Below are 22,486 nucleotides of genomic sequence, written 5' to 3'. Positions count from 1 at the left end.
CCTCGTGGCATCGGAAGGGGCGGCCACCGGATCGCTCCGGCGTCCGCCCCTGGCCTCTTCCGGGCCAGTCAACCGACTGCCGGCCCCGCGCGACGAACCACGGCGGAGGATCTCCCCCGCAGGAGCGTCGACTTTCCTCCGGGAGGGTGACGATCACCGCATCGGGAGATCGCCACCGCTGCCGGTGGTGTAGGTCAGCCGGCGGACGCCGGCGGCAGGGCCGCCGCGACCGCGGCGGCCAGGCGGTACGGGTCCCCGCTCGGCCGGTCCGGGTGCCGGGTGGTCCGACCGGCCCACTCCTCCTCGAAGGCGGGCCAGTCGATCGCCCGCGGCGCGGTCCGCCGCACCAGCGCCTCCTCCAGCGAGTCGAAGTAGAGCGCCCACCGCCGCGCGTACAGCTCCGAGACCAGGCCGCTCCATTCGCGGTTCGCGTAGTCGTGCAGGAAGCCGCCCTCGCTGGTGCTGCGGCGGCCCCACACGCTGAGCAGGGAGCGGGTGTCGTACTCGTACCGGTCCTGCTCGGCCCGGTCGGCGCCCCAGGCGCGGGCCCCGGCGAGCCGGCTGCCGAGGAGGAAGTTCGGGTCGGAGCCGGTCACCGCGTCCAGCTTCGCCTCGTCCTCCCGCCATTCGGCCGTGAGCCTGCGGAAGAGGGGCAGGTCCTTGGCCTCGTACGCCGCCTTGATCCTCGGCAGCAGCACCCGCGAGTGGTTGGCGAGGGCCTGCCGGGCGGTGTCCACCAGGTCGAAGAGGTAGGCGCTGGAGCCGCGCAGCTCCGGGGCCACCTTCAGCAGCTGGTCCAGTGCCCTGCGGACCGAACCGGCGGGATAGCGCATGGACTTGGGGCTCCAGTACGCCGCCCCGGCCGCGGTCAGGGCGGGCCGGGCGGTGAACAGGCTGTCCTGCGACTCCGACCACAGTCCCGAGGAGGTGCTGTACGGCCCCTTGCGCAGCTCCTCCCAGGCCGCGGCGGCGGCGGCGTCGGGCCGGCCGTAGCGGCGGGCCGCGAAATCGGCGAACCACTGCCGCTGGTCGATGACCCCCGGCTCCCAGGCCAGGTCCGTGAACAGGTCGAAGGCCGCCGGGTTGGTCCCGGTGGCCTCCGGCAGGTAGGCGATCCCGGCGAGCGCGCTGTCGTCCTTGGCGCGCCAGGGGCCGAACCGTTCGAGCCACACGGAGGTGTTCGCGCCGATCGTGGTGTGCCCGCCGAAGTTGTAGATGGTGCCCATCGCGTACGGGGCGCCGCCCCAACGGGCCTCGCGGTCCAGCCGGTTGTACCGGTCCGAGAGCCCGTCCAGGATCAGCAGCCGCGAGGTGTCCACCCCGGCCAGCAGCTCGGGGGTCGGGTCGTCCTGCCAGCCCAGCACCGCCCACAGCGCGCCCGGGTGGGCGGCGTGCAGCGCCTCCTGGATGGCGCCCGCCGCGGCGCCGACGTCCACGGACCCGGTCTGTCCGCCCTCGTGCAGCGGGCTCATCCGGTACATCGAGCTGTCACCGAAGACCGCGCGCTGCTCCGCGTAGTACGCGGCGGCCAGCTTCCGGAAGGCGGGCGAGGCGGGGTCCAGCCAGTCGGGGCGGTCGAAGCCGGCCCAGTCGCCCTGGGCCACCGTGGCCGCTCCGGGGTTGCGCGCGGCGAACTCCGGGGGCACGGTGCCGAAGTAGCCGGGCAGCACCGGGGTCATGCCGAGCCCGCGCAGCTGCTCGGCGATCCGCCCGCCCAGTGCGGCCCGCTCCCGCATCAGCCGCTCGGTGACCGGGCCGCCGAAACCGCTCAGGTTCTGCAGCAGCCACCAGCTCTGGTGGGCGGGGCCGGGGATCCACTGCCGCAGCTCCTCGGCGGAGTAGCCGAAGTCCTGGAGTGCCCGGTAGTACGGGTACTCCGCTCCCACCTGCACGAACACCTCGTTGATGCCGTGCAGGGCGAGCAGGTCGATCTGCCGTTGGTGTTCCTCGAAGGTGCGGTACGGGCCGGAGTACCCGTCGTCGGTGTCGTTGAGCGCGTACCGGTGCGGTACCTGTGCGCCGCGGGTCACCGGCGCGGGGACGGCCGGCAGCCGGGCGGGCAGCAGGTCGATGCTGTCGCCGGGCCAGCCGATGTCGGCTCCGGCGACGTGCTGGAGGTACCAGCCGACGCCGGTGAGCAGGGTGGCGCCGGTGCTGCCGCGCACGGTGATCGCCCCGGCGGTCCCGGACACGGTGAAGGTGTCGGCGCCGGCGGCCGTGTCGGGCACCAGGGTGAACTGGCCGTGGTGGCGCGGGAGCAGCCGCTCCAGGGCGGCCCGTGCGGGCGCGGTGTCGAAGCTCCGCTTCCCTGGCGCGCCCGCGCGCGCGGGTACGGTGACCCGCGCATCAGGCCGTACGTGGGCAGGTGCGGGCGCCCCCGCCCCCGGGGCCGTGGCCCCGGGGGCGGGCCCCGCCGAGATCAGCGCCAGCAACGCCGCGGGAAGAGCGGCGAGGGTGAGCGGGCGGGGGCCGGGCAGTCGGCGCCCGCCCCGCGGCATCGGGTTCCTCATCGTCGGGCTCGGGCCGTCAGACCGGCAGGGCCCAGGTCTGGTCGACCCGGTGGTCGCCGCAGGCCGTCAGCCGCAGTCGCGCGGCCGGGGCGTCCGGGGTCGCGGCGGCGGCCGGCGCGGTCAGGCACATCCCGCTCTCCTGCTCCACGAGGGCTCCGCCGCGCAGGTGCGTCCAGCTCTGGCCCGGCCGGCGGTCCTGCGGGGGCGCGCAGTCGGCCAGCTCCACGAGGCCGTCGTCGCCCGCGGAGAGGCACTCGCCGGCCAGCCGCAGGCTCGCGTCGTCGCGCAGGGTCCACCGCTGGTCGGGGGCCCCGGTGCAGGCGGCCATCACGACGGCGCCGACGCCGGTGGTGTTGGCGCCGTCGGCGCACCGGGCGCCGTCACCGACGACCTGCCCGGTCGGCGTGGCCGCGGCGCAGCCGCGCGGGCTGAGCCGCCAGACCGCGGTGTCGTGGCCGGCCAGTGTCCCGGTCAGCGCGTCCGAGACCTCGCGGCGGGACCCGTTCCACAGGTCCTGCGCGTCGGCCGTGCAGTCGCTCAGGCCGATCTCGTCGAGCGGCACCCGGATGTCGCGGGTGGTGGCCGAGCGGTTGAGCACGGCCACCGCGCGGTCGCCGTTCGCGAGCGGCCGGGTGAGGATCTCGAAGGTGGCGTTGGAGGAGACCACCGCGCCCTGACGGCCCATCGGGTCCTGGTCCAGCTCGATCATGCGGGTGTTCCCGAGGGCCGCGAGCCCCTGGGAGGTCAGCTGGGAGACGTCGGAGGACAGGATGAACGGGGAGGCCATCATGGCCCAGAGGGCGACCTGGCTGCGGCTCTCGGCCGCCGTGAGCCCGGGGGCGCCCGCGATCAGGAAGTCGGGGTCGTTCCAGTTGCCGGGGCCCGCGTACCGGCCGAGCCAGCGGTTGTAGCCGTAGTTGCCCAGGACCGAACTCCACCGTGAGGTGGCGGGCGTGGCCGGGTTGTAGACCTTGATGTCCTTGCCCTCGCGCCACAGCTGGCCGGTCTCGCCGACCCAGCCGAGGACCTTGTGCCAGTCGGCGCCGCCCCACTCGCCCTGCTGGAAGTAGGCGGGCGCGGACGCCGACAGGACCATGTCCCGGCCGCTCTCCCGCAGTGCCTTCGCCACGGCGTTGTAGGCGTCCCGGTAGGCCTGCTCCTTGGTCTGCCCCGGCGGCACCCACAGGTTGCAGCCGTCCATCTTCACGTAGTCGACGTTCCAGGAGGCGAACTGCCTGGCGTCCTGCGCGTAGTGGTCCGCCCCGCCGCCCTGGGGCGCGCCGCTGCCGGGGTACTTCTCACAGGTGAGGGAGCCGGCGTCCTGGTAGATGCCGAACTTCAGGCCCTTGGCGTGCAGGTGCTCGCCGAGCCAGGCCATGCCGTGCGGGAACTTCGCCGTGTCGACGACCAGAGCGCCCCGCGCGTCCCGGCTCCTGGTCATCCAGCAGTCGTCGACCGTCACCGTGTCGTAGCCCTTGGCGGCGAGCCCGCTCGCCACGAGCGCGTTGGCGTTGGCGACGACCTCGGCCTCGTCGATGTCGCACATGTAGTGCGCCCAGTTGTTCCACCCCATGGGCGGGGTGAGCGCGAGCGGGGTGTCCGAGGTCGCCCGGGGCTCGGCCGCCACCGGGGCGGGGGAGAGGGCGAGGGCGAACAGGGCGGCCGCGGTCAGGCAGGGGAGCGACGCACGCAGGCGAGGCGGCACTGAGTCTCCTTGACGTGGGGGCAGGCGTGCGCCCAGTGCAGCGATGCGATTACCCACTGTCAACAAAAGGCGTTGCTTGTCGGCCAATGACCAGCAATATGGCGGCAATCGATGTCACACGAAAGAGTCGATACACCGTATGTTACGGTGTATCTCATGCCGCGCCGATCAGACGCCCTGGACCGGGCGACCCCCGAGGCCATCGCCGTTGCCGCCCTGCGGATCCTCGACGAGGAAGGGCCGGGACGCCTCAGCTTCCGCACCCTCGCCGACCGGCTCGACGTCTCCCACGCCACCGTCCAGCGCCGCTGCACCGACCTCGCCGGACTGCTCGACCTGTGCACCGAGCACCTGGCCGCGCAGCTCCCGGAGATCCCCGTCGGCACGGACTGGGCGCAGGCCACCGAGCAGCGGTTCCGCGCGCTCTACCTGCTGCTCACCGCCCACCCCGGACTGCTGGTGCTGCGCGGCGGCCGGCCCTGGCTCGGCCGCCAGCTCCTCGCCCGGCTCGTCGAGCCCGCCCTCGCCGACAGCATGGCCGCCGGGATGACCGCCGCCGAGGCGATGACCGTCTACCGCCGCATGTACCTGCTCACCCTGGGCAGCGCGGCCTTCGTCGACCACCGCGACCCGGCCGCGGCCACCGCCGCCTCGCGGGCCGCCCTGGCCGCGCTGGATCCGGCGGAGTTCCCCGTGCTCTGCGGCGGACTGGCCGACGTACTGCCGCCCCTGACGGACCACGAGGTGTACTACGGCGCCCTGCGCCAGCTGATCGAGGCCGCCCGGCCCACCCACTGACAGGGGAGACAGCCCATGCACGCAGCACCCGCCCAGCGGCTCGACCACGCCGCCGTACGCGCCGCCGCCGACCGCATCGCCGGCGCGGTACGACCCGTCGCGGTGGCCCCCGCCGCCGACGAGGGGGTCTGGTACGCGCTGGAGTACCTCCAGCACACCGGCAGCTTCAAGGCGCGCGGCGCCCGCAACTTCCTCGCCGCCCACCACGAGGCCGGCGCCCTCCCGGCGGCGGGCGTCACCATCGCCTCCGGCGGCAACGCCGGTCTCGCCTGCGCCTGGGCGGCCCGCGCGCTGCACGTGCCCGCGACCGTGTTCCTGCCCGCCAACGCCCCGCGCGTCAAGGTGGACCGGCTGCGCGGATACGGGGCCGAGGTCCGGCTCGTCGGCGAGCGGTACGCCGAAGCACTCGCCGCCTGCGAGGAGTTCGCCGCCACGAGCGGGGCGCTGAGCAGCCACGCCTACGACCATCCGCTGATCGCCGCGGGCGCCGGGACGCTGCTCGACGAGATCCGGGGCGCCCTGCCCGGGCTGGACACCGTGGTCGTCGCGGTCGGCGGCGGCGGACTGTTCGCCGGCGTCGCCACCGCCGCGCGCGAGCACGGCGTACGGGTGATCGCGGCCGAGCCGGAGAACTGCCGGGCCCTGAACGCGGCCTTGGCGGCGGGCCGGGTCGTGGACGTGGCCGTGGACTCGGTCGCCGCCGACTCCCTGGGGGCCACCCGGGTCTCGGCGGACGCGCTCGCCGCCGCCCAGGAGGAGCACGTGACCTCGGTGCTCGTGCCCGACGCGGCGATCACCGCGGCCCGGCGCGCCCTCTGGGAGGAGCACCGGATCGTGGTGGAGGCGGGCGCGGCCACCGCCCTGGCGGCGCTGCGCGGGGCGCCGGAACCCCTCGGCGAGCGGGTCGCCGTCATCCTGTGCGGGGCCAACACGGACCCCCGGGACCTGGTGACCCCCGCGGCCTGAGCCCAGGGCCGGCCGGCGGCGCCTTCAGTCCTCGTCGGCGCCCTCGCGGACGACCACGACGGTGCCGGCGGCGTACTGCACGACCTGCTGGCTCACCGACCCGAGCAGGGCGCCCTTGAAGCCGCCGTACCCGCGGGTGCCGACCACCGTCAGGTCCGCCTCCTTCGAGGCGTCCACCAGGACCTGCGCCGGGGAGCCCTGCTCGACGCGGCGGAACACCGGCACGCCGGGCGAGGCGCCGACGGCCGTCTTGACGGTGTCCGCCAGTTTCCGGCGGGCCGCCTCCTCGACCGTCACCACCTCGGCGTCGAAGACCTCGGCGGCCACCGGAGCGAGGGCGAACGGATTGCGGTTCCACTCCCAGGCCATGACGGCGTGCACCCGGCCACCCGTCATCCCGGCCTGCGCGACGGCCCAGCGCAGCGCCTCCTTGGAGTGGTTCGAACCGTCCACGCCGACGACGATCAGAGGCTCGACGGTGTCCTGCTCGCTCACGGTGCTTCCTCTCGTTCTGCCCGAATGGTCGATCTCCTCCCTGTATACCCGGAAGAGTCGCCCGACCTCGAACGACGATCGTTGTGACGGCCGACGACTTTCGAGGACAGCCCGGAGCCGCCGTCCCTTGCGAGGGTGTGAGTGTCCAGGCGACCACCGCCGGACACGGAGACTTGGAGGAACGGGCGTGGCTCAGCGCAAGGGTTGTCTGATCGGGTGCGGCGTGGCGCTGGTGCTGGGTGTGGGTCTCCTCGTGGCCGTGGTCTTCGGCATGGGGAAGGTCCTCGACATGGCCGACAAGACCCTCGTCGACCCGACGGTCTACGCGTCCGTGCAGACCGGCGACGCGGAGAGCGAGGTCCGCGGCAGGCTTCCGTCGGGCGAGAGCTTCGTCAAGAGCGCCCTCAAGGAGGGCGGACCGGTCGAGCCCGAGGGCAGCACCTGCTCCTGGTACCTCTCCAGCGGTGACACCGAGAACGGCAAGGAGACCGTGCTCCGCTTCTGCTTCAAGGACGGAAAGCTCGCCGAGAAGACGCGGTACCCGATGCGGTAGGTGCCGCACCGCACCCACCCCCCGCGGATGCCCCTGACCGGACCGGACCGGTCAGGGGCATCCGCGGCGATGTGTCCCGACCCCGCTACGGCAGGTCCTGCCCCGACCTGTTCTTCACCAGCTGGACGTCGTCGAGGAACAACTGGAAGAGCAGCTGGCTCGCACCGAGCTCCCTGCCGTTCTTGCCGTTCGCCCCCTGCGCGATGCCCAGGCTGTAGGGCTCCTTGTCCTCGGCCTTCACGCCGATGTACCCACCCAGGGTCCCCTCGTTCGCGCTCGCGTTCTTGTAGGTCCCGCCGCCCTCGTTCGCCTTGCGGATCAGGTCGTTCTTGTAGCCCGGACCGAGAGCCATGTGGTCCTGGTTGAAGAGGAGTTCGTGGGCCCCGGGCTTGAGCGTGAACTTCAGCTGGACGGCGTAGGGAGCACCCAGGGTGTTGTAGTACCCGTCGGCCTGCCCCTGGTCGCCGAGGTGGGCTCCTACCGTCAGCCCCCCGAACCCCTGCTCCCTGAAGTCCTTCGCCGAGCCCTCACCGGACGCCACGTACGCCGCCAGTGCCTCGCGCGAGGCGGCGTCGCCCCAGTAGGTCAGGGCGCTGTGGGCCTCCTCGAAACTCATGGACCTGTAGAGCTCCATCCGCCCGGAGTCCGCCCCCATCAGCGCCAGATCGGCCAGGAGCTTGGGGCCGACGGTCTTGACGATCTCGTCGATCGTGCGCGGAGGCTTGTGGGCCTTGAACTTCTTCGCGTTGGCCTTGGACGCGGCGATCTGCTTGCTGCGGTCCTTCGCGGCGCTGCTGCTGGATGCGCCCAGTCCCGCCTTGTCCTCCCAGTACTCGACCGTCATCCGGTCCTGGGGGTTCTCGACGCGCTGTACGGCGGGGCCGCTGTCGGAGACGGGTGAAGGTGCCGCGGTGCGCTGCACGTGCGCGGCGGCGTGCGAGCCGCCCGCCATGACGCGCCTGGCGTTCGCTTCGGCCTCGCGCTCGAAGCGGTCCGACGGGTCGGAGACCTTCAGTCCCGTTCCGTTGTCGGTGCCCGCGACCGGGCCCTGGCGTTGCTGGATGACGTGGGTGAGTTCGTGCGCGAGGGTGTGCTTGTCGTGGCCGCCGTCGCCTATGACGACGTGGCTGCCGGACGTGTAGGCGCGGGCGCCGACCTCGGCGGCGGACGCCTTGGCGGCGCTGTCGTTGTGGATGCGGACGTCGGAGAAGTCCGCGCCGAGCCGGGCTTCCATGTCGGTGCGGGTGGCGTTGTCCATGGGACGCCCGGGGGTGCGCAGGACGTCGTGGACGGCGGACCGCTGCACCGCGGGCCGCTCGCTCGGCCCGTGTCCGCATCCGTCGGTGTGCTGGTGCTCGTCCCGGGTCCCGGCGTGAGCGGCACGACGGAGCATCTGCACGACCGCGGCGTTGCCCGCACCGGCTTGGAGTCCCATCAGCCCCACCGGCGGCGTCGCCGCCCGCTGCGGAGTCGCGGCAGAGCGGGAGGACTGCAGTAATTGGTCGTCGTTCTTCTGCGCCGGGCGGGGGTGCTTGGGGCTCACGCGGTCGCCTTCCACTACGTCGGGGCAGCCGCTTCGCGGGCTGCCGGCCACACCCCCGAAGGAGCGGTCACCAGTCGTGACCAGGGGGTCTGAGCATTATCAGCCCGCTCGCCGCCGGGAAGCCAACCTCGGGACGCGCGCGCCGGCCGCGCCGGCCCGTCCCTGAACCTGCTCGGTCAGCGCGCTGCGCTCCGCGAGAGGGGTGCTTCGGCGCTAAAGGGCTTTCGCGGGCCGCGGATAAAGCGCATTAGTGCACGTCCTCCCGAACCGGCCATAAACAGAGCGGAGTTGACGTCGGGTCGGGCTCCGTTGTCGAATCGACAACACCCTCACCCGGCTTTGCACTAAAGCGCATCAGCCCAGTTCGGGCCCGTCGCGCTGAGGTCATCTGGCGTCCACCGCAGACCTGTTGGGGGATTCACCACCCGCGTGTCCCCGGCCAATGGCGGCTCCGCCTCATTGACGGGGTCCCGACTTCGGGCGACGGTGGGCACCGCCTCCGGCGAAGAGGCCGGACTTCTGCAAAGGCGGCGACGATGACCCGTTCGAACCCGACCCGTATTGCCGTGGCCACGCTGGTGACCGGCGCCCTCCTCTCGACCGCCGCCTGCGGCCTCGATGGTGGCGCCGGCGAAGCGAAGGAGGCCGAGCGGACGGGCAGGGTGGCCGGGGAGATCACCTTCCGGACCCTCCAGCTGAAGCCCACCTTCACGGCCTACGTGCAGGGCGTCATCGACGCCTTCGAGCGGAAGTACCCCGAGGCGAAGGTCACATGGGAGGACGTCCCCGGCGACGGCTACAACGAGAAGCTCGTCGCGGACGCCCAGGCCGGGGCCCTCCCCGACGTGGTCAACCTCTCCACCGACTCCTTCCAGCTCCTCGCCGACCGCGGCATGCTCGCCGATGTCGTCAAGCTCGACGGGGCCGTCGCCCAGGAGTACGTGCCCGGCGCCTGGGAGCAGTTCAAGCTGCCCGGCAAGGGGGCCGGCGTGTACGCGTACCCGTGGTACGTGACGCCCGAGATCCTCACCTACAACAGAGAGCTCTTCGAGAAGGCAGGCCTGGACCCGGCCAAGCCGCCGACCAGCGTGGAGCAGTTCTTCGACTACGCCGAACAGATCGCCGCCTCGTCCGGGGGCCGGTACGCCGCCTTCATGGCCGATCCCAAGGGCCGCCTGCCCGGCGACTGGCAGAAGATGGGCGTACCGATCCTCGCCGAGAAGCAGGACCGGTTCACCTTCGACACCGACCAGGCCGTCGCCTGGGTGGAGCGGATGAAGGACCTCTACGCCAAGGGCGCCATGCCCAAGGAGTCCCTGCTCAAGTCCGACGACATCAACCAGCTCTACGGCGGCGGCAAGCTCGTGTTCGGCCCGGGCTCCCCGGGCTTCGTCAAGGACATCAAACAGAACGCCCCGCAGGTCTACGCGAAGACCCGCGTCGCGGGAGCCGTCACGGGCACGCTCGGCCACATCGGCATCTACGCCCAGTCCCTCGGCATCAGGAAGGACACCAAGCACCCCGACGCGGCGGCCGAGTTCGCGAAGTGGGTGACCAACGGCCCCAACCAGGTGGAGTTCTCCAGGAAGGCCACCATCTACCCGTCCAACGCCCAGGGCCTGGCCGACCCCTTCTTCTCGGACGAGGGAGACGGCAAGGACGCGGAGACCCTGGCCCGGGCGGTCGGCGCCGAGCAGCTGAAGAGCGCCGCGCTCGACGCCAACACCCCCGTCCAGTGGACCAACCAGGTGGGCGACGCCGTCGTACGCGAGGTGCAGAAGGCGATCACCGGGGAGCAGGACCCGAGGACGGCGGTGAAGAAGGCCGAGGAAGCGGCGAACAGGCTCCTCACCGCCGCGGCCGACCAGTGACGGCCGTGGACGGGCGCGTCGGCGCGGGCCCCGACGCCGCAGAACCGGGCCCGGGCGCAGCGGAGCCGCGAGCCGACGCCGCAAAGCCGGGCCCGGGCGCCGCAGAGTCGGGCGGCCGCACCCGGGAGCCGGGCGGCGGCGCCCCGGAGCCGCGCGGCGGCGCACGCGCGCGCAGGCGCCGCCGCCGGGCCGCACAGCGTGCCATGGAGGCCGACACGGGCCTGGTCCACCGCAGGTGGTGGACCCCCTACCTGTTCCTCGCCCCCGGTCTGACGATGGTGGCGCTGTTCAGCCTCTGGCCCTTCGTCAACACCGTCGTCCTCTCCTTCACCGACGCCCGGATCCTGCGCGGCGGCACCTTCGTCGGCGTCGACAACTACCGGCGCGCCTTCGCCGATCCCGACTTCTGGGTCGCCACCGGCAACAGCGTGCTGTACCTGGCGGTCGTCGTCCCCTGCCTGGTCTTCCTCCCGCTCGCCCTCGCCGTGCTCGTCCAGGCCGGGCTCCCCGGCATCGGGTTCTTCCGGTCCGCCTTCTACACCCCGGTGATCGCCTCGGCCGTGGTCGTCGGGCTGATCTGGCAGTGGGTGCTGCGCAGCGACGGCCTCGTCAACACCGTCTTCGAGCGGCTGCACCTGATCTCCGAGCCGATCCCGTTCCTGACGGACAGCACGATGCTGCTGGTCTCGGCCATGCTCGTGACCGTGTGGAAGGGCCTCGGCTACTACATGGTCTTCTACCTGGCGGCCCTCGGGAACGTCCCCGCCTCCCTCCACGAGGCGGCCGCCATCGACGGCGCCGGCCCCGTCCGCCGCTTCCTCAGCATCACCGTCCCCCAGGTGAAGCCGATGATGCTGCTCGTCGGCACCCTCTCCGCCATCTCCGCGCTGCGCGTCTTCACCGAGATCTACATCCTCGGCGGTGAGAGCGGCGGCCCCGGCGGCGGCGCCCGCACCCTGCCGTTCCTCATCCGGCAGGTCGGCCTCGGCTTCTCCGGCGAGACCGGCTACGCCTGCGCCGTCTCCATCCAGCTGTTCCTCTTGACCCTGGTCTTCAGCCTGCTGGGCCGCCGCCTGTCGAAGGGAGACGAGAGGTGAGCACCCCGCCCTTCCCGGGAGGCGTCCCACCGCGGCGGGCCGGCGCCGCCGGCCGCCGGCGCCGGTGGGCCGGTCCGGCCGCCCGCTACGCCACACTCGTGATGATGCTCGTCGTCATGCTGGGCCCGATCGTGTGGCAGTTCCTCACCTCGATCCGCGGCCGCACCGAGAACGTGTACGACGGCGTGCTGCCCTCGCGGCCCACCCTCGACAACTACCTTCGGGTCGCCGAGTCCTTCCCGCTGCTCCAGTACGTCGGCAACACGCTCACCGTCGCGGCCCTGGCGGTCACGTCGAACCTGCTCTTCGCGTCGATGGGCGGCTACGCCCTCTCGCGGGCCGCCTGGAAGGGCCGCCGGGCCGTCTTCACCGTGCTCGTGGCGACCCTGATGTTCCCCTTCGAGTCCGTGATGATCTCGATGTTCCTCACGGTCCGCGAGATGGGGCTGGTCGACACCCTCATCGGTGTCTGGCTCCCCGGCGCGGTCTCCGTGCTCAACATCATGATCATGCGGGCGGCCTTCCTCGCCGTGCCCAAGGAGGTCGAGGAGGCCGCCGTCCTGGACGGGGCCGGCGAATGGACCCGCTTCACCCGGGTCTTCCTCCCCGCCGCCAAGGGCGCCCTGGCCGTCGTCTGCATCACCAGCTTCATGGGGGCCTGGGACGACTTCCTCTGGCCCCTGCTGGTCCTCACGAACAGCGACCACTACACCCTGCAGCTCGGCCTGAAGACCCTGGCCGGTGCCACCACCGTCAACGACCAGCGGCTCGTCGCGGCCGGTGCGATGGCCGCGCTCCTGCCGATGATGCTCCTCTTCTTCGCCCTCCAGCGTTTCTTCTTCAAGGGCGTGGGCGAGGGAGCGGTCAAGACCTGAGCCGGCCCGCCGCACTGTCCGTACCGACCACCCAGTCCCTGGAGCAGCCGTCATGCACGACGACCGCAGCATCACCGAGCACCGTCTCCGCCGGGTCCTGAAAGAGCGGATCAAGCCCGCCGTCCACTCCCGCCCCGTCCCGCTGACCGTCGAGCGCTGGGAGGCGCCGGGCGAGCCCGTTCCCGTCGCCGAGGGCCTGGCGGCGCCTTACGGGCCCTGCGCGATCGGCGATCCGTGGGGCCCGGCCTGGGGCACCACCTGGTTCAAGGTCACCGGCACAGTCCCGGCCGACTGGGCCGGCCGCACCGTCGAGGCCGTCCTCGACCTGGGCTTCGACCGGATGATGCCCGGCTTCCAGTGCGAGGGTCTGGTCCACCGGGCCGACGGCGGTGAGATCAAGGCGCTCAACCCGTACAACGACTGGGTCCGGGTGGCCGACCGCGCCGAGGGCGGCGAGCGCGTCGAGTGGTACGTCGAGGCCGCCTCCAACCCGGTCCTGGTCGACCACGCCGCCACGTACGAGGGCGACCGGCTGACCAGCGGCGACCAGCCGCTCTACCGGCTCGCCCGGATGGACCTCACCGTCTTCGAGACTGAGGTGTGGGAGCTGGTCCAGGACCTGGAGGTGCTCTACGACCTGATGATCCAGCTCGACACCCGCGAGGCCAGGCGCCACGAGATCCTGCGGGCCATCGGCTCCGCCCTGGACGCGGTGGACCTGACGGACGTCCCCGGTACGGCGGCCGCGGCCCGCGCCCAGCTCGCCGGGGTGCTGGCCGCCCCCGCCGGCGCCTCCGCACACCGGATCAGCGCCGTCGGCCACGCCCACATCGACTCCGCCTGGCTGTGGCCGCTGCGCGAGACGGTCCGCAAGGTCGCGCGCACCGCGTCCAACATGGTCGACCTGATGGACGAGCACCCCGAGTTCGTCTTCGCGATGTCCCAGGCCCAGCAGCTGGACTGGATCAAGACCCACCGGCCCGAGCTCTTCGAGCGGGTCAAGAAGAAGATCGCGGACGGGCAGTTCGTCCCGGTCGGCGGGATGTGGGTGGAGTCCGACACCAACATGGTCGGCGGCGAGGCCATGGCCCGGCAGTTCCTCTACGGCAAGAAGTTCTTCCTCGACGAGTTCGGCATCGAGACGAACAACGTCTGGCTCCCCGACTCCTTCGGCTACACCGCCGCGATGCCGCAGATCGTCAAGCTGTCCGGCTCCCGCTGGTTCCTCACCCAGAAGATCTCCTGGTCCCAGGTCAACACCTTCCCCCACCACACCTTCTGGTGGGAGGGCATCGACGGCACCCGTGTCTTCACGCACTTCCCGCCCGTCGACACCTACAACGGCGACCTCGGCGGCGCCCAGCTGGCCCACGCCGCCCGCAACTACCGTGAGAAGGGCCGTGGTTCGCGGTCGCTGGTCCCCTTCGGCTGGGGCGACGGCGGCGGCGGCCCCACCCGCGAACACCTCGCCCGGGCCCGGCGCCAGCGGGACCTCGAAGGCTCGCCGAAGGTCCGCATCGAGCGCCCGGACGCCTTCTTCGAGAAGGCCCGCGCCGAGTACGAGGACGCTCCCGTGTGGGCGGGCGAGCTCTACCTGGAGCTGCACCGGGGCACCTACACCTCCCAGGCCAAGACCAAGCAGGGCAACCGGCGCAGCGAATCGCTGCTGCGCGAGGCCGAGCTGTGGTCGGCCGGCGCCGCCGTGCGGGTGCCGGGGTACGAGTACCCGTACGAGGACCTGGAGCGGATCTGGAAGACGGTGCTGCTGCACCAGTTCCACGACATCCTGCCGGGTTCCTCCATCGCCTGGGTGCACCGGGAGGCGCGCGAGACGTACGCGCGGCTGAGCGAGGAGCTCCGCGGGATCACCCGCGCCGCGCAGCTCGCGCTCGCCGGGGAGGGCGCCGAGGAACTCGTCTTCAACTGCGCCCCGCACGCCCGGCGAGGCGTCCCGGCGGGCGGGGCGGGGCGCCCGGCCGAGGCCGGGGAGCCGGTCACCGTGGAGGAGCGGCACGGCGGCGGGCACGTGCTGGCCAACGGCCGGCTGCTGGTGGAGATCGACGGCCGCGGGCTGATCGTGTCCGTCTACGACCTGGAGGCGCGCCGCGAGACCCTCGCTCCGGGCGCCGCGGCGAACCTGCTGCAGATCCACCCCGACTTCCCGAACATGTGGGACGCCTGGGACGTCGACGCGTTCTACCGCAACCGGGTCACGGACCTGGTGGACCTGGACGCCATGGAGGTCGCCGAGAGCGGGCCGGCGGCCGTCACCGTCCGGGTGACCCGCTCCTTCGGCTCCTCCACCGCCGTCCAGGCGGTCACGCTGCGGGCCGGGGCCAGGACGGTGGACATCGTCACGGACGTGGACTGGCACGAGACGGAGAAGTTCCTCAAGGCCGCCTTCCCGCTGGACGTGAAAGCCGAACGGACGGCCTCCGAGACGCAGTTCGGGCACGTCTACCGGGCCACGCACACCAACACCTCCTGGGAGGCGGCCAAGTTCGAGATCTGCGCGCACCGCTGGATCCACGCGGAGGAGCCCGGCTCGGGGGTCGCGCTGCTCAACGACTCCACGTACGGGCACGACGTCACCCGTGACGTGCGCCCCGACGGCGGTCAGACCACCACCGTCCGGCTCTCCCTGCTGCGGGCCCCGCGCTACCCCGACCCGGAGACCGACCAGGGGCCCCACACCCTGCGGTTCTCGCTCGCGCCGGGCGCGTCCGTCGGGGACGCGGTCCGCGAGGGGCACGCGCTGAACCTGCCCGAGCGCACCCTGACCGGGGCGGGCCCGGTCACCCCGCTGCTCGCGGTCGACGACGACGCGGTCGTCGTGGAGGCGGTGAAACTGGCCGAGGACCGCAGCGGTGACGTGGTCGTCCGCCTCTACGAGTCCCGCGGGGGGCGTGCGTCGGCGCTCCTGACGGCGGACTTCCCCTTCTCGGCCGCGGTCGAGAGCGACCTCCTGGAACGCCCGCTGGCCGGTTCGGCGGTGGGCGCCCCCACCCCGGCGGGCGCGGTCCCGCTGACCCTGCGCCCGTTCCAGATCGTCACCGTCCGGCTCCACCGGGGCTGACGGGTCCGGACGTACGGATGACCCCGGCCGGCCGGGCCGGGGTCAGCTCGGTCCGTACCGGCCAGGGGGATCCACCGGCGCGTGAGGTCCGACACAGGGGGCGTCGGGGAGGTAGTGCGGCGCCCGCCTCCGGGGGAGGGGGCGCACGAACGCAGTTATGCACTTAGTTGCAAAAGCGGCTTCCCCTCGCTAGAACAGAGTCATCACCCCGCGCGAGGAGGCACATCCCGATGAGTCCGCAGAGTTCCCAGAGCCGGTACCCGCACCTGCTGAGCCCCCTGGACCTCGGCTTCACCACCCTGCCGAACCGCGTGATCATGGGGTCGATGCACACCGGCCTCGAGGAGCACGAGGGCGGCTTCGAGCGCCTCGCCGCCTTCTACGCGGAGCGCGCCCGCGGCGGCGCCGGCCTGATCGTCACCGGCGGCATCGCCCCGAACGACGCCGGACGCCCCTTCGAGGGCGGCTCCCGCCTCACCACGGAGGACGAGGCCGCCGAGCACCGGGTGATCACCGAGGCCGTGCACGCCGAGGGCGGGAAGATCGCGATGCAGATCCTCCACTTCGGCCGCTACGCCTACCACAAGGACCTGGTCGCCCCCAGCGCCCTCCAGGCCCCCATCAGCCCCTTCGTGCCGAACGAGCTCAGCGACATCGAGGTGGAGCGGACCGTCGAGGACTTCGTCCGCGCCGCCCGCCTCGCCAAGCTCGCCGGCTACGACGGCGTCGAGATCATGGGCTCCGAGGGCTACCTGATCAACGAGTTCATCGCCGCCGCCACCAACAAGCGCACCGACCGCTGGGGCGGCGCGTACCACAACCGCGTCCGCTTCCCGCTGGAGATCGTCCGGCGCACCCGCGCGGCCGTCGGCGAGGACTTCATCCTCATCTACCGCCTGTCCATGCTGGACCTCATTCCCGGCGGTTCCACCCTCGACGAGGTCGTCCACCTCGCCAAGGAGATCGAGGCGGCCGGCGCCACCATCATCAACACCGGCATCGGCTGGCACGAGGCCCGCATCCCCACCATCGCCACCTCCGTCCCGCGCGGCGCCTACACCTGGGTCACCAAGCGGCTGATGGGCGCGGTCAGCGTCCCGCTCGTCACCAGCAACCGCATCAACACCCCGGAGATCGCCGAGGAACTGCTCGCCGACGGGCGCGCCGACCTGGTGTCCCTGGCCCGCCCCTTCCTGGCCGACGCCGACTTCGTCGCCAAGGCCGCGGCCGGCCGCTCCGAGACCATCAACACCTGCATCGGCTGCAACCAGGCCTGCCTCGACCACACCTTCAGCGGCAAGATCACCACCTGCCTGGTCAACCCGCGCGCCTGCCACGAGACCGAACTCGTCCTGTCCCCGACGCGCACGAAGAAGAGCGTCGCCGTCGTCGGCGCCGGACCGGCCGGTCTCGCGTGCGCCGTCTCCGCCGCCGGCCGCGGCCACGCCGTCACCCTCTTCGAGGCCTCCGGCCACATCGGCGGCCAGCTCGACGTCGCCCGCCGCATCCCCGGCAAGGAGGAGTTCGAGGAGACCATCCGCTACTTCGGCACCCAGCTCGCGGAGAGCGGTGTGGAGGTCCGCCTGAACACCCGCGCCGACGTGGAGACCCTGTGCGGCTTCGACGAGGTCGTCGTCGCCACCGGCGTCACCCCCCGCACCCCCGACATCGAGGGCGTGGACCACGCCAGCGTCGTCAGCTACCTCGACGTACTGCGCGACGGCGCCCCGGTCGGCGAGCGCGTCGCCGTCATCGGCGCCGGCGGCATCGGCTTCGACGTCGCCGAGTTCCTCACCGACAGCGGCGAGGGCGCCTCCCAGGACCCCGAGGTGTACTTCCGCCACTGGGGCGTGGACACCGCGTACACCGGCCCCGGCGGGCTCGCGAAGCCCGAGCGCCCCGCGCCGCCGCGCCGCGTCCACCTGCTCCAGCGCAAGGCCACCAAGGTCGGCGCCGGCCTCGGCACCACCACCGGCTGGATCCACCGCGCCGAACTCAAGCACCGCGGCGTCGTCTCCGTCGCCGGGGCGGCGTACGACCGGATCGACGACGAGGGCCTGCACATCACCGTCGACGGGGAGCAGCGCCTCGTGCCCGCCCACACCGTGGTCCTGTGCACGGGCCAGGAGCCGCGCCGCGACCTGTACGAGGCGCTGCGCGCGGCCGGCGTCGAGGCGCACCTGATCGGCGGCGCCGACGTGGCCGCCGAGCTCGACGCCAAGCGGGCCATCCGGCAGGGGACGGAACTGGCCGCCTCGCTCTGACCGGAAGCGTCCGAAAGGGGATTGTGGCGGTCCGGCCGGGCCGCCACAATGCCCCGGTGACGTTCTCTCCCGCAGACGCAGACAAGATCCTCGCCGACCACTTCGCCCCCTGGGTGCTCGCCCTCGGACTGACCGTCCAGGAGACGGGCGAGCGGCATGCCGTGCTGCGCCTGCCCTGGTCCGGGGAGCTGGCCCGCGACGGCGGCGGGCTCTCCGGGCAGGCGATGATGGCCGCCGCCGACACGGCCACCGTCATCGCGATCTCCGCCGCCCGGGGCGGGTACGGGCCGATGACCACCGTCCAGCAGTCGACGAGCTTCCAGCGGCCGGTGGTCGGCGCCGACCTGCTGATCCACGTACGGGTCACCAAGCTCGGCAAGCGGATGGCCTTCGCCGACATCACGCTCACCCCCGAGGGCTCGGAGGAACCGGCCGCGACGGCCTCGACCGTCTACGCGCTCCTCGGCTGAACCGTCGCCCTGCCGGACCAACCGCCCACCGGCAGGCGGCCGTCGGCGCGGCCGACGCACGCTTCGGAGGCCGCTCCGCCGCGACCCGGCGCCCCGCGGACCCGGGCCCTGGCGTCGCAGGGGCCCGCACCCCGGACGACGTAGGGCGGTAGGCGTCGGGATCCCGCAGAGCGGCCGTTCGCCGCGCGCACGGGTGGGCGTTCTGGGATCGTGGATCACAGGACGTCACAGCGAGGAGCCGACATGTCCGGACAGTTCGAGGCGAGCGTCGAGATCGACCGGCCGGTCGAGGAGGTCTTCGCCTACCTCGCCGACGGGCGCAACGATCCGGATTTCAGCCCACGCGTCCAGGAGATCACCAGGATCCCGGACGGCCCGACGGCCCTCGGCACGGTCTTCCGCAGCACGGTCAAGGACGCCGGGATGAAGACCGCCCGCGAGTTCCGCATCGACGGCTTCGACCCGCCGCGTCTGATGCGCTGGACGGAGCAGAGCAAGAACCTGGTCACCGCGGAGGGCGGCTACGACCTCGAAGCGCTCTCCGGCGGCCGCACCCGGGTCCGGATCTTCAACACCCTGCACGGGCACGGCCTCGGCAAGCTGCTCGTCGGCTTCGCGGTCGGCGCCGCGCGCAAGGACGCCCCCGACTTCGGCCGCCGTATCAAGGCGGCCGTGGAGGCGTCCCCCACGAACCGGTAGTCGGCCGCGGCCGGTGTCGGGCCCGAGGTCGGACCGGTGTCAGAACCGCCCGGGTCCGGACGGGACCGGCAGCGGCTTCGACGGGGCCAGGGATCCGCGCTGCCGCGCATCGTTCGGCGGGTTCTGGCACGTCACGTCCTGAGCGGGCAGCACGCCCGTGGTCAGGTACGCCTGTACCGGCGCGTTGGCGCAGGAGGTGGGGTCGGCGAGGTACACCCCGTGGCCCTCACCGCCGGCCGCCAGCACCATCCGCGAGCCCTTGAGGGCGCGGTGCATGCCCTGCCCGCTGACGAGCGGGGTCTGCGAGTCCCACTCGTTCTGCACGGTCAGCACGTTCGCCTTCTTGTTCATCGGAGTCGCGGCCTCCGCCGGCCGGTCCCAGAAGGCGCACGGCTTGATGTTGGACGCGAAGTCCCCGTACAGCGGATACCTGGCCTTGTCCTTCGCCGCGTCCCGCTCGTACTGCTCGGTGTAGCGGGGCCAGGTGCCCGTGTCCCCGCACACCACGGCCCAGAACACGGCGGTGCCGTTGTCCGAGGCGGGCTCGGCCGGCGCGCCGCCGGTCAGCAGCCGCTTCAGCTCCGTCATGGTCATGCCCCCGGGCAGCGGCCTGCCCTCGGCCGCCGTCTTCAGGGCCGCGACCAGGGGACTGGCCTGCGCCGGGTAGAAGAACACCCCGCGTGCGGCACGGATCATGTCCCCGTCGACCTTCAGGCCCTCCAGGTCGATCGGCTCCTTGTCGGCGCGCGCCACCAGCCCCCAGAACGTCTCGGACACGGCCTTCGGGCTGTCGCCGAGACCGTACTCCGCCGACCGCTGCGCCGCCCACCCGGTCCACCGGGCGAAGGCGGGCTCGGCCTCGGTGGCCCAGACCTGGATCATTCCGCGCCAGATCCGCTGCGGGTCCACACCGCTGTCGAGCACGAAACGGTCCGTGCGGTCCGGGAACATCTGCGAGTAGACCGCGCCGAGGTAGGTCCCGTAGGAGTAGCCCAGGTACGACATCTTGCGCTCGCCCAGCACCGCGCGGATCGTGTCCATGTCGCGCGCCGTGTTGCGGGTGGTGATGTATGGGAGCACCGAACCGGCCTTCTCGCGGCACTTGTCGGCGACGGTGCGGGCCCAGGTGACGTCGGAGCCGAAGGTCTCCGGACGGTACGCGCGGTCGAAGTTCTGCTCGGCGTCGTCCAGTCCGCAGGTGATCGGGTCGCTGGCGCCGACCCCGCGCGGATCGAAGCCGATGAGGTCGTACTGGTCCCGGACCTCCTTGGGCATCGCCTCGTTGACCATCAGCGGCAGGTCGAGCCCGGAACCGCCGGGGCCGCCGGGGTTCAGCAGCATGACGCCGTGCCGCTTGGCCGGGTTCTCGCTCTTGAGCCGGGATATCGCGAGGTCGATCGTGCGCCCGTCGGGACGCCGGTAGTCGAGCGGAACCTTGAGCGTGGCGCACTCGTACGAGGCCGGCTGCCCGGGGCTGCAACGGTGCCAGGCGGGCTTCTGCCGCAGGTGGTCCGCGGCGGGCGCGGCCGAGGCCTGGGTCGCCGACAGCAGGGGCACGGTGGAGGCGAGGAGTGCGGTGGCGGCGAGCAGTGGCGCGAAGCGTTTCAGGAGCACGAAGGCGTTCCTTTCGGTGAAGTCGCTCGGGCCTCCACCTTGTTGTACGCGCTGCTGGGGCGAATCATCCCGGAGGGTCGTGCCTTGTGCTCCTCACGAACGAGCTGAAAACAGGACAACTGGCCGACACGCCACGAGGACTCAGGGATGGGTGGAGTGCTCGGCGTGTTCGGCGGGCTCGGGATGCTCGGAGGATCCGGGGTGCTCGGGGGAGCCGGAGTGCTCGGAGGAGCCGGGGTGCTCGGAGGGGCCGGCGTGCTCGGAGGGGCCGGCGTGCGTGTCGCCCTTCTCCAGGGAGCCGCCGAGCCGGCCGCGCACCACGGCCAGGGCGTCCTCCGTCCCCGCGGTGACGACCCACCGGTCCCCGACCAGGTAGAGGCCGCCGTACATCCGGGCCTCGGTCAGCCAGGAGCGCAGCCCCTGCTCGGCGGCGAAGGTGACCATGCGGTAGGGGCCGGCCTGTTCGGTCTGGCAGCCTCCTTGCCGCAACTCGTCCGCCTCCACGCTCACTTCGGCCGTGCAGCCGATGGCCGCGGCGATCTCCTCGACGGAGGTGCCGCGCGGGGAGGTCGAGGTCTGCTGCGCGGAGTTCGAGGTGCGGTGCGCGGCCGTCTGCCCGGCGCCGCAGCCGCCGCACAGGAGGGCCGCGAGGCACAGCGCGGCGACAGTCGCGCGCGGCGGGCCCGTCCGCCGGGTGCGGCGGTCGATGGACAAGGGCATGACGACCTCTCGGGCTGGTCGGGACGGGGGTCGTGGGGGCCGGGGGGGGGGGGGGGGGGGGGGCCCCCCGGGGGGGGGGGGGGGGGGGGGGGGGGGGGGGGGGGGGGGGGGGACTGTGCCGGGTGGGGCCGTCCGCTCCGGTCCTAGCCGGTGACCTTCGCCTTCTTGCCCTTGTCGGTGACGGCGAACCAGAGGCCCTTGTTGTTGTGGCCGCTGATGTCCCCGGGTTCCTTGTCACCGGTGAACGTGTAGACCGGCCAGCAGTCGATCGTCAATTGCTCGGTGCCGTCGGGTCGCTTCACCTTGCCCACCAATTCGGCGGCAATTCCGGTCACATTCGCCTTGTCGACGGGCTTTGCGGGCTTCCAGGTGTCCGTGCAGCCGTCCACACAGCCGATTTTCATGGGCCAGGCGCTGTCCTTGTCGAACCGGTAGAGCGTCCGGCCCTCGGCGTCCGCGATGATGGGGCCGAGCTGGGCATTCTGATTGACGCTGAGTTCGGATTTCTCCTCCGCCGCGCCGCCGCCCTTGCCGCTGTCCGCGCCGCCGCTCTTGGCCGGTGCGGCCGGCTTTCCGTCCGGTCCCAGCACGTGCCAGGTCCCGCCGACCCCCTCGCCGAGCGAGTCGCCCGCCTTGGTGTCCTTCGCGTAGCGGTACACGGGCCATCCCGCGAGCGTGAGCTGCCGGGTTCCGTCGGCCCGGGCGACCGAGCCGAGAAGGCTCTTGTCGATCCCCTCACCTGCCGAGACGTCGTCCGCGGCGACGGCGGGCCAGGCCTTGGCGCAGTCCCCTTCACAGCTGGACTTGGGGGGCTTGGGCGTGTCCTTGTCGAACCGGTAGAGGGTGAATCCCTGGCTGTCGGCCACGCCCGAACCGACCGTCCCGATCTCCTGGACCTTCAGTTCCCCGGCCGGACCGTTCTTGCCGGCCGCGCCCGACGGGTCGGCCCCGGATCCGCTTCCGTAGACGTCGTCGTAACCGTTTCCGACCTGTTTGCTGTCGCCCACCGGCTGGACCGATGTCCCCTTTCCCGAGTAATTGTCCCCGCTGCCGCATGCGGCCGTCAGCATCAGTACCGCGACCGCCGACCCGGCGAATATCTCACGACGCATCCTCTTCACGGTCTCTCCTTCAGGTTCGGTTCCGCGTTTTCTTGCCCCCGGTAATTGATACGGGGCGCCGGGCGGCGAAAGCGGAATTCCCTGGGAATTTGTCAGATCGCGCCAAGAT

Annotated in this window: 17 protein-coding genes; 10 read left to right on the top strand and 7 right to left on the bottom strand. The window is 72.3% G+C overall.

What is annotated here, in order from left to right:
* Window positions 1–194: 194 nt before the first annotated feature.
* Both ACFYP3_RS19835 and ACFYP3_RS19830 read right to left on the bottom strand, forming a co-directional pair.
* On the bottom strand, window positions 195–2,498 hold the full coding sequence (locus tag ACFYP3_RS19835; protein WP_388833989.1) for an alpha-N-acetylglucosaminidase: 2,304 nt from the start codon (window positions 2,496–2,498) through the stop codon (window positions 195–197).
* Between the two features lie 28 nt (window positions 2,499–2,526).
* On the bottom strand, window positions 2,527–4,215 hold the full coding sequence (locus tag ACFYP3_RS19830; protein WP_388833987.1) for a ricin-type beta-trefoil lectin domain protein: 1,689 nt from the start codon (window positions 4,213–4,215) through the stop codon (window positions 2,527–2,529).
* Between the two features lie 156 nt (window positions 4,216–4,371).
* Here ACFYP3_RS19830 and ACFYP3_RS19825 point away from each other — a divergent pair, with 156 nt between their 5' ends.
* The gene (locus tag ACFYP3_RS19825; protein WP_388833984.1) at window positions 4,372–5,013 is read left to right on the top strand and encodes a TetR/AcrR family transcriptional regulator; all 642 of its coding nucleotides are present in this window, start codon (window positions 4,372–4,374) and stop codon (window positions 5,011–5,013) included.
* Window positions 5,014–5,028: 15 nt separating this feature from the next.
* On the top strand, window positions 5,029–5,979 hold the full coding sequence (locus tag ACFYP3_RS19820; RefSeq protein WP_388833982.1) for a serine/threonine dehydratase: 951 nt from the start codon (window positions 5,029–5,031) through the stop codon (window positions 5,977–5,979).
* Between the two features lie 24 nt (window positions 5,980–6,003).
* Here ACFYP3_RS19820 and ACFYP3_RS19815 read toward each other — a convergent pair whose 3' ends face one another.
* Window positions 6,004–6,474 (bottom strand): universal stress protein, encoded by a 471-nt coding sequence (locus tag ACFYP3_RS19815; RefSeq protein WP_388833979.1) that lies wholly within the window; start codon window positions 6,472–6,474, stop codon window positions 6,004–6,006.
* Window positions 6,475–6,661: 187 nt separating this feature from the next.
* Between ACFYP3_RS19815 and ACFYP3_RS19810 the strand changes: the two genes are divergently transcribed.
* A complete protein-coding gene (locus ACFYP3_RS19810) occupies window positions 6,662–7,027 on the top strand; it encodes a hypothetical protein (RefSeq protein ID WP_388833976.1) in 366 nt (121 codons plus the stop codon).
* An 85-nt stretch (window positions 7,028–7,112) separates the two neighbouring features.
* Here ACFYP3_RS19810 and ACFYP3_RS19805 read toward each other — a convergent pair whose 3' ends face one another.
* Window positions 7,113–8,570 (bottom strand): DUF4157 domain-containing protein, encoded by a 1,458-nt coding sequence (locus tag ACFYP3_RS19805; protein WP_388833973.1) that lies wholly within the window; start codon window positions 8,568–8,570, stop codon window positions 7,113–7,115.
* A 536-nt stretch (window positions 8,571–9,106) separates the two neighbouring features.
* Between ACFYP3_RS19805 and ACFYP3_RS19800 the strand changes: the two genes are divergently transcribed.
* The 7 genes from ACFYP3_RS19800 (at window position 9,107) to ACFYP3_RS19770 (ending at window position 18,922) form a co-directional block, all read left to right on the top strand.
* The gene (locus tag ACFYP3_RS19800; protein ID WP_388833970.1) at window positions 9,107–10,441 is read left to right on the top strand and encodes an ABC transporter substrate-binding protein; all 1,335 of its coding nucleotides are present in this window, start codon (window positions 9,107–9,109) and stop codon (window positions 10,439–10,441) included.
* Window positions 10,442–10,644: 203 nt separating this feature from the next.
* Window positions 10,645–11,538, top strand: a complete 894-nt coding sequence (locus ACFYP3_RS19795) for a carbohydrate ABC transporter permease (RefSeq protein ID WP_388834123.1) — start codon at window positions 10,645–10,647, stop codon at window positions 11,536–11,538.
* On the top strand, window positions 11,535–12,413 hold the full coding sequence (locus tag ACFYP3_RS19790; protein ID WP_388833967.1) for a carbohydrate ABC transporter permease: 879 nt from the start codon (window positions 11,535–11,537) through the stop codon (window positions 12,411–12,413). Before ACFYP3_RS19795 ends, ACFYP3_RS19790 begins: the two co-directional genes overlap by 4 nt.
* 52 nt (window positions 12,414–12,465) lie before the next feature.
* Window positions 12,466–15,489, top strand: a complete 3,024-nt coding sequence (locus ACFYP3_RS19785) for an alpha-mannosidase (RefSeq protein ID WP_388833964.1) — start codon at window positions 12,466–12,468, stop codon at window positions 15,487–15,489.
* A gap of 230 nt (window positions 15,490–15,719) precedes the next feature.
* Entirely contained in the window at window positions 15,720–17,753 is a 2,034-nt protein-coding gene (locus tag ACFYP3_RS19780) for an FAD-dependent oxidoreductase (protein ID WP_388833961.1), read from the top strand.
* Between the two features lie 56 nt (window positions 17,754–17,809).
* The gene (locus ACFYP3_RS19775) at window positions 17,810–18,223 is read left to right on the top strand and encodes a PaaI family thioesterase (protein ID WP_388833958.1); all 414 of its coding nucleotides are present in this window, start codon (window positions 17,810–17,812) and stop codon (window positions 18,221–18,223) included.
* 243 nt (window positions 18,224–18,466) lie between these two features.
* Window positions 18,467–18,922, top strand: coding sequence for an SRPBCC family protein (locus tag ACFYP3_RS19770; RefSeq protein WP_388833955.1), 456 nt, complete (start codon window positions 18,467–18,469; stop codon window positions 18,920–18,922).
* 39 nt (window positions 18,923–18,961) lie between these two features.
* Here ACFYP3_RS19770 and ACFYP3_RS19765 read toward each other — a convergent pair whose 3' ends face one another.
* The 3 genes from ACFYP3_RS19765 to ACFYP3_RS19755 form a co-directional block, all read right to left on the bottom strand.
* Window positions 18,962–20,536, bottom strand: coding sequence for an alpha/beta hydrolase (locus ACFYP3_RS19765; protein WP_388833952.1), 1,575 nt, complete (start codon window positions 20,534–20,536; stop codon window positions 18,962–18,964).
* A 141-nt stretch (window positions 20,537–20,677) separates the two neighbouring features.
* Window positions 20,678–21,256, bottom strand: coding sequence for a hypothetical protein (locus ACFYP3_RS19760; RefSeq protein WP_388833950.1), 579 nt, complete (start codon window positions 21,254–21,256; stop codon window positions 20,678–20,680).
* A 143-nt stretch (window positions 21,257–21,399) separates the two neighbouring features.
* The gene (locus ACFYP3_RS19755) at window positions 21,400–22,368 is read right to left on the bottom strand and encodes an SCO0930 family lipoprotein (RefSeq protein WP_388833947.1); all 969 of its coding nucleotides are present in this window, start codon (window positions 22,366–22,368) and stop codon (window positions 21,400–21,402) included.
* Between the last annotated feature and the right edge of the window lie 118 nt (window positions 22,369–22,486).

It is taken from the genome of Streptomyces sp. NPDC005533, assembly GCF_042871845.1.
Classification (GTDB): Bacteria; Actinomycetota; Actinomycetes; order Streptomycetales; family Streptomycetaceae; genus Streptomyces.
Note: the sequence above shows the minus strand (reverse complement) of the source record. Positions and strands in the feature narration are given on the sequence as shown.

Excerpts from the sequence above, each read along its gene's own strand:
- ACFYP3_RS19835 (WP_388833989.1), bottom strand. The coding sequence starts at position 2,498 with ATGCCGCGGGGCGGGCGCCGACTGCCCGGCCCCCGCCCGCTCACCCTC.
- ACFYP3_RS19825 (WP_388833984.1), top strand. The coding sequence starts at position 4,372 with ATGCCGCGCCGATCAGACGCCCTGGACCGGGCGACCCCCGAGGCCATC.
- ACFYP3_RS19820 (WP_388833982.1), top strand. The coding sequence starts at position 5,029 with ATGCACGCAGCACCCGCCCAGCGGCTCGACCACGCCGCCGTACGCGCC.
- ACFYP3_RS19800 (WP_388833970.1), top strand. The coding sequence starts at position 9,107 with ATGACCCGTTCGAACCCGACCCGTATTGCCGTGGCCACGCTGGTGACC.
- ACFYP3_RS19795 (WP_388834123.1), top strand. The coding sequence starts at position 10,645 with ATGGAGGCCGACACGGGCCTGGTCCACCGCAGGTGGTGGACCCCCTAC.
- ACFYP3_RS19785 (WP_388833964.1), top strand. The coding sequence starts at position 12,466 with ATGCACGACGACCGCAGCATCACCGAGCACCGTCTCCGCCGGGTCCTG.
- ACFYP3_RS19780 (WP_388833961.1), top strand. The coding sequence starts at position 15,720 with ATGAGTCCGCAGAGTTCCCAGAGCCGGTACCCGCACCTGCTGAGCCCC.
- ACFYP3_RS19770 (WP_388833955.1), top strand. The coding sequence starts at position 18,467 with ATGTCCGGACAGTTCGAGGCGAGCGTCGAGATCGACCGGCCGGTCGAG.
- ACFYP3_RS19760 (WP_388833950.1), bottom strand. The coding sequence starts at position 21,256 with ATGCCCTTGTCCATCGACCGCCGCACCCGGCGGACGGGCCCGCCGCGC.
- ACFYP3_RS19755 (WP_388833947.1), bottom strand. The coding sequence starts at position 22,368 with ATGCGTCGTGAGATATTCGCCGGGTCGGCGGTCGCGGTACTGATGCTG.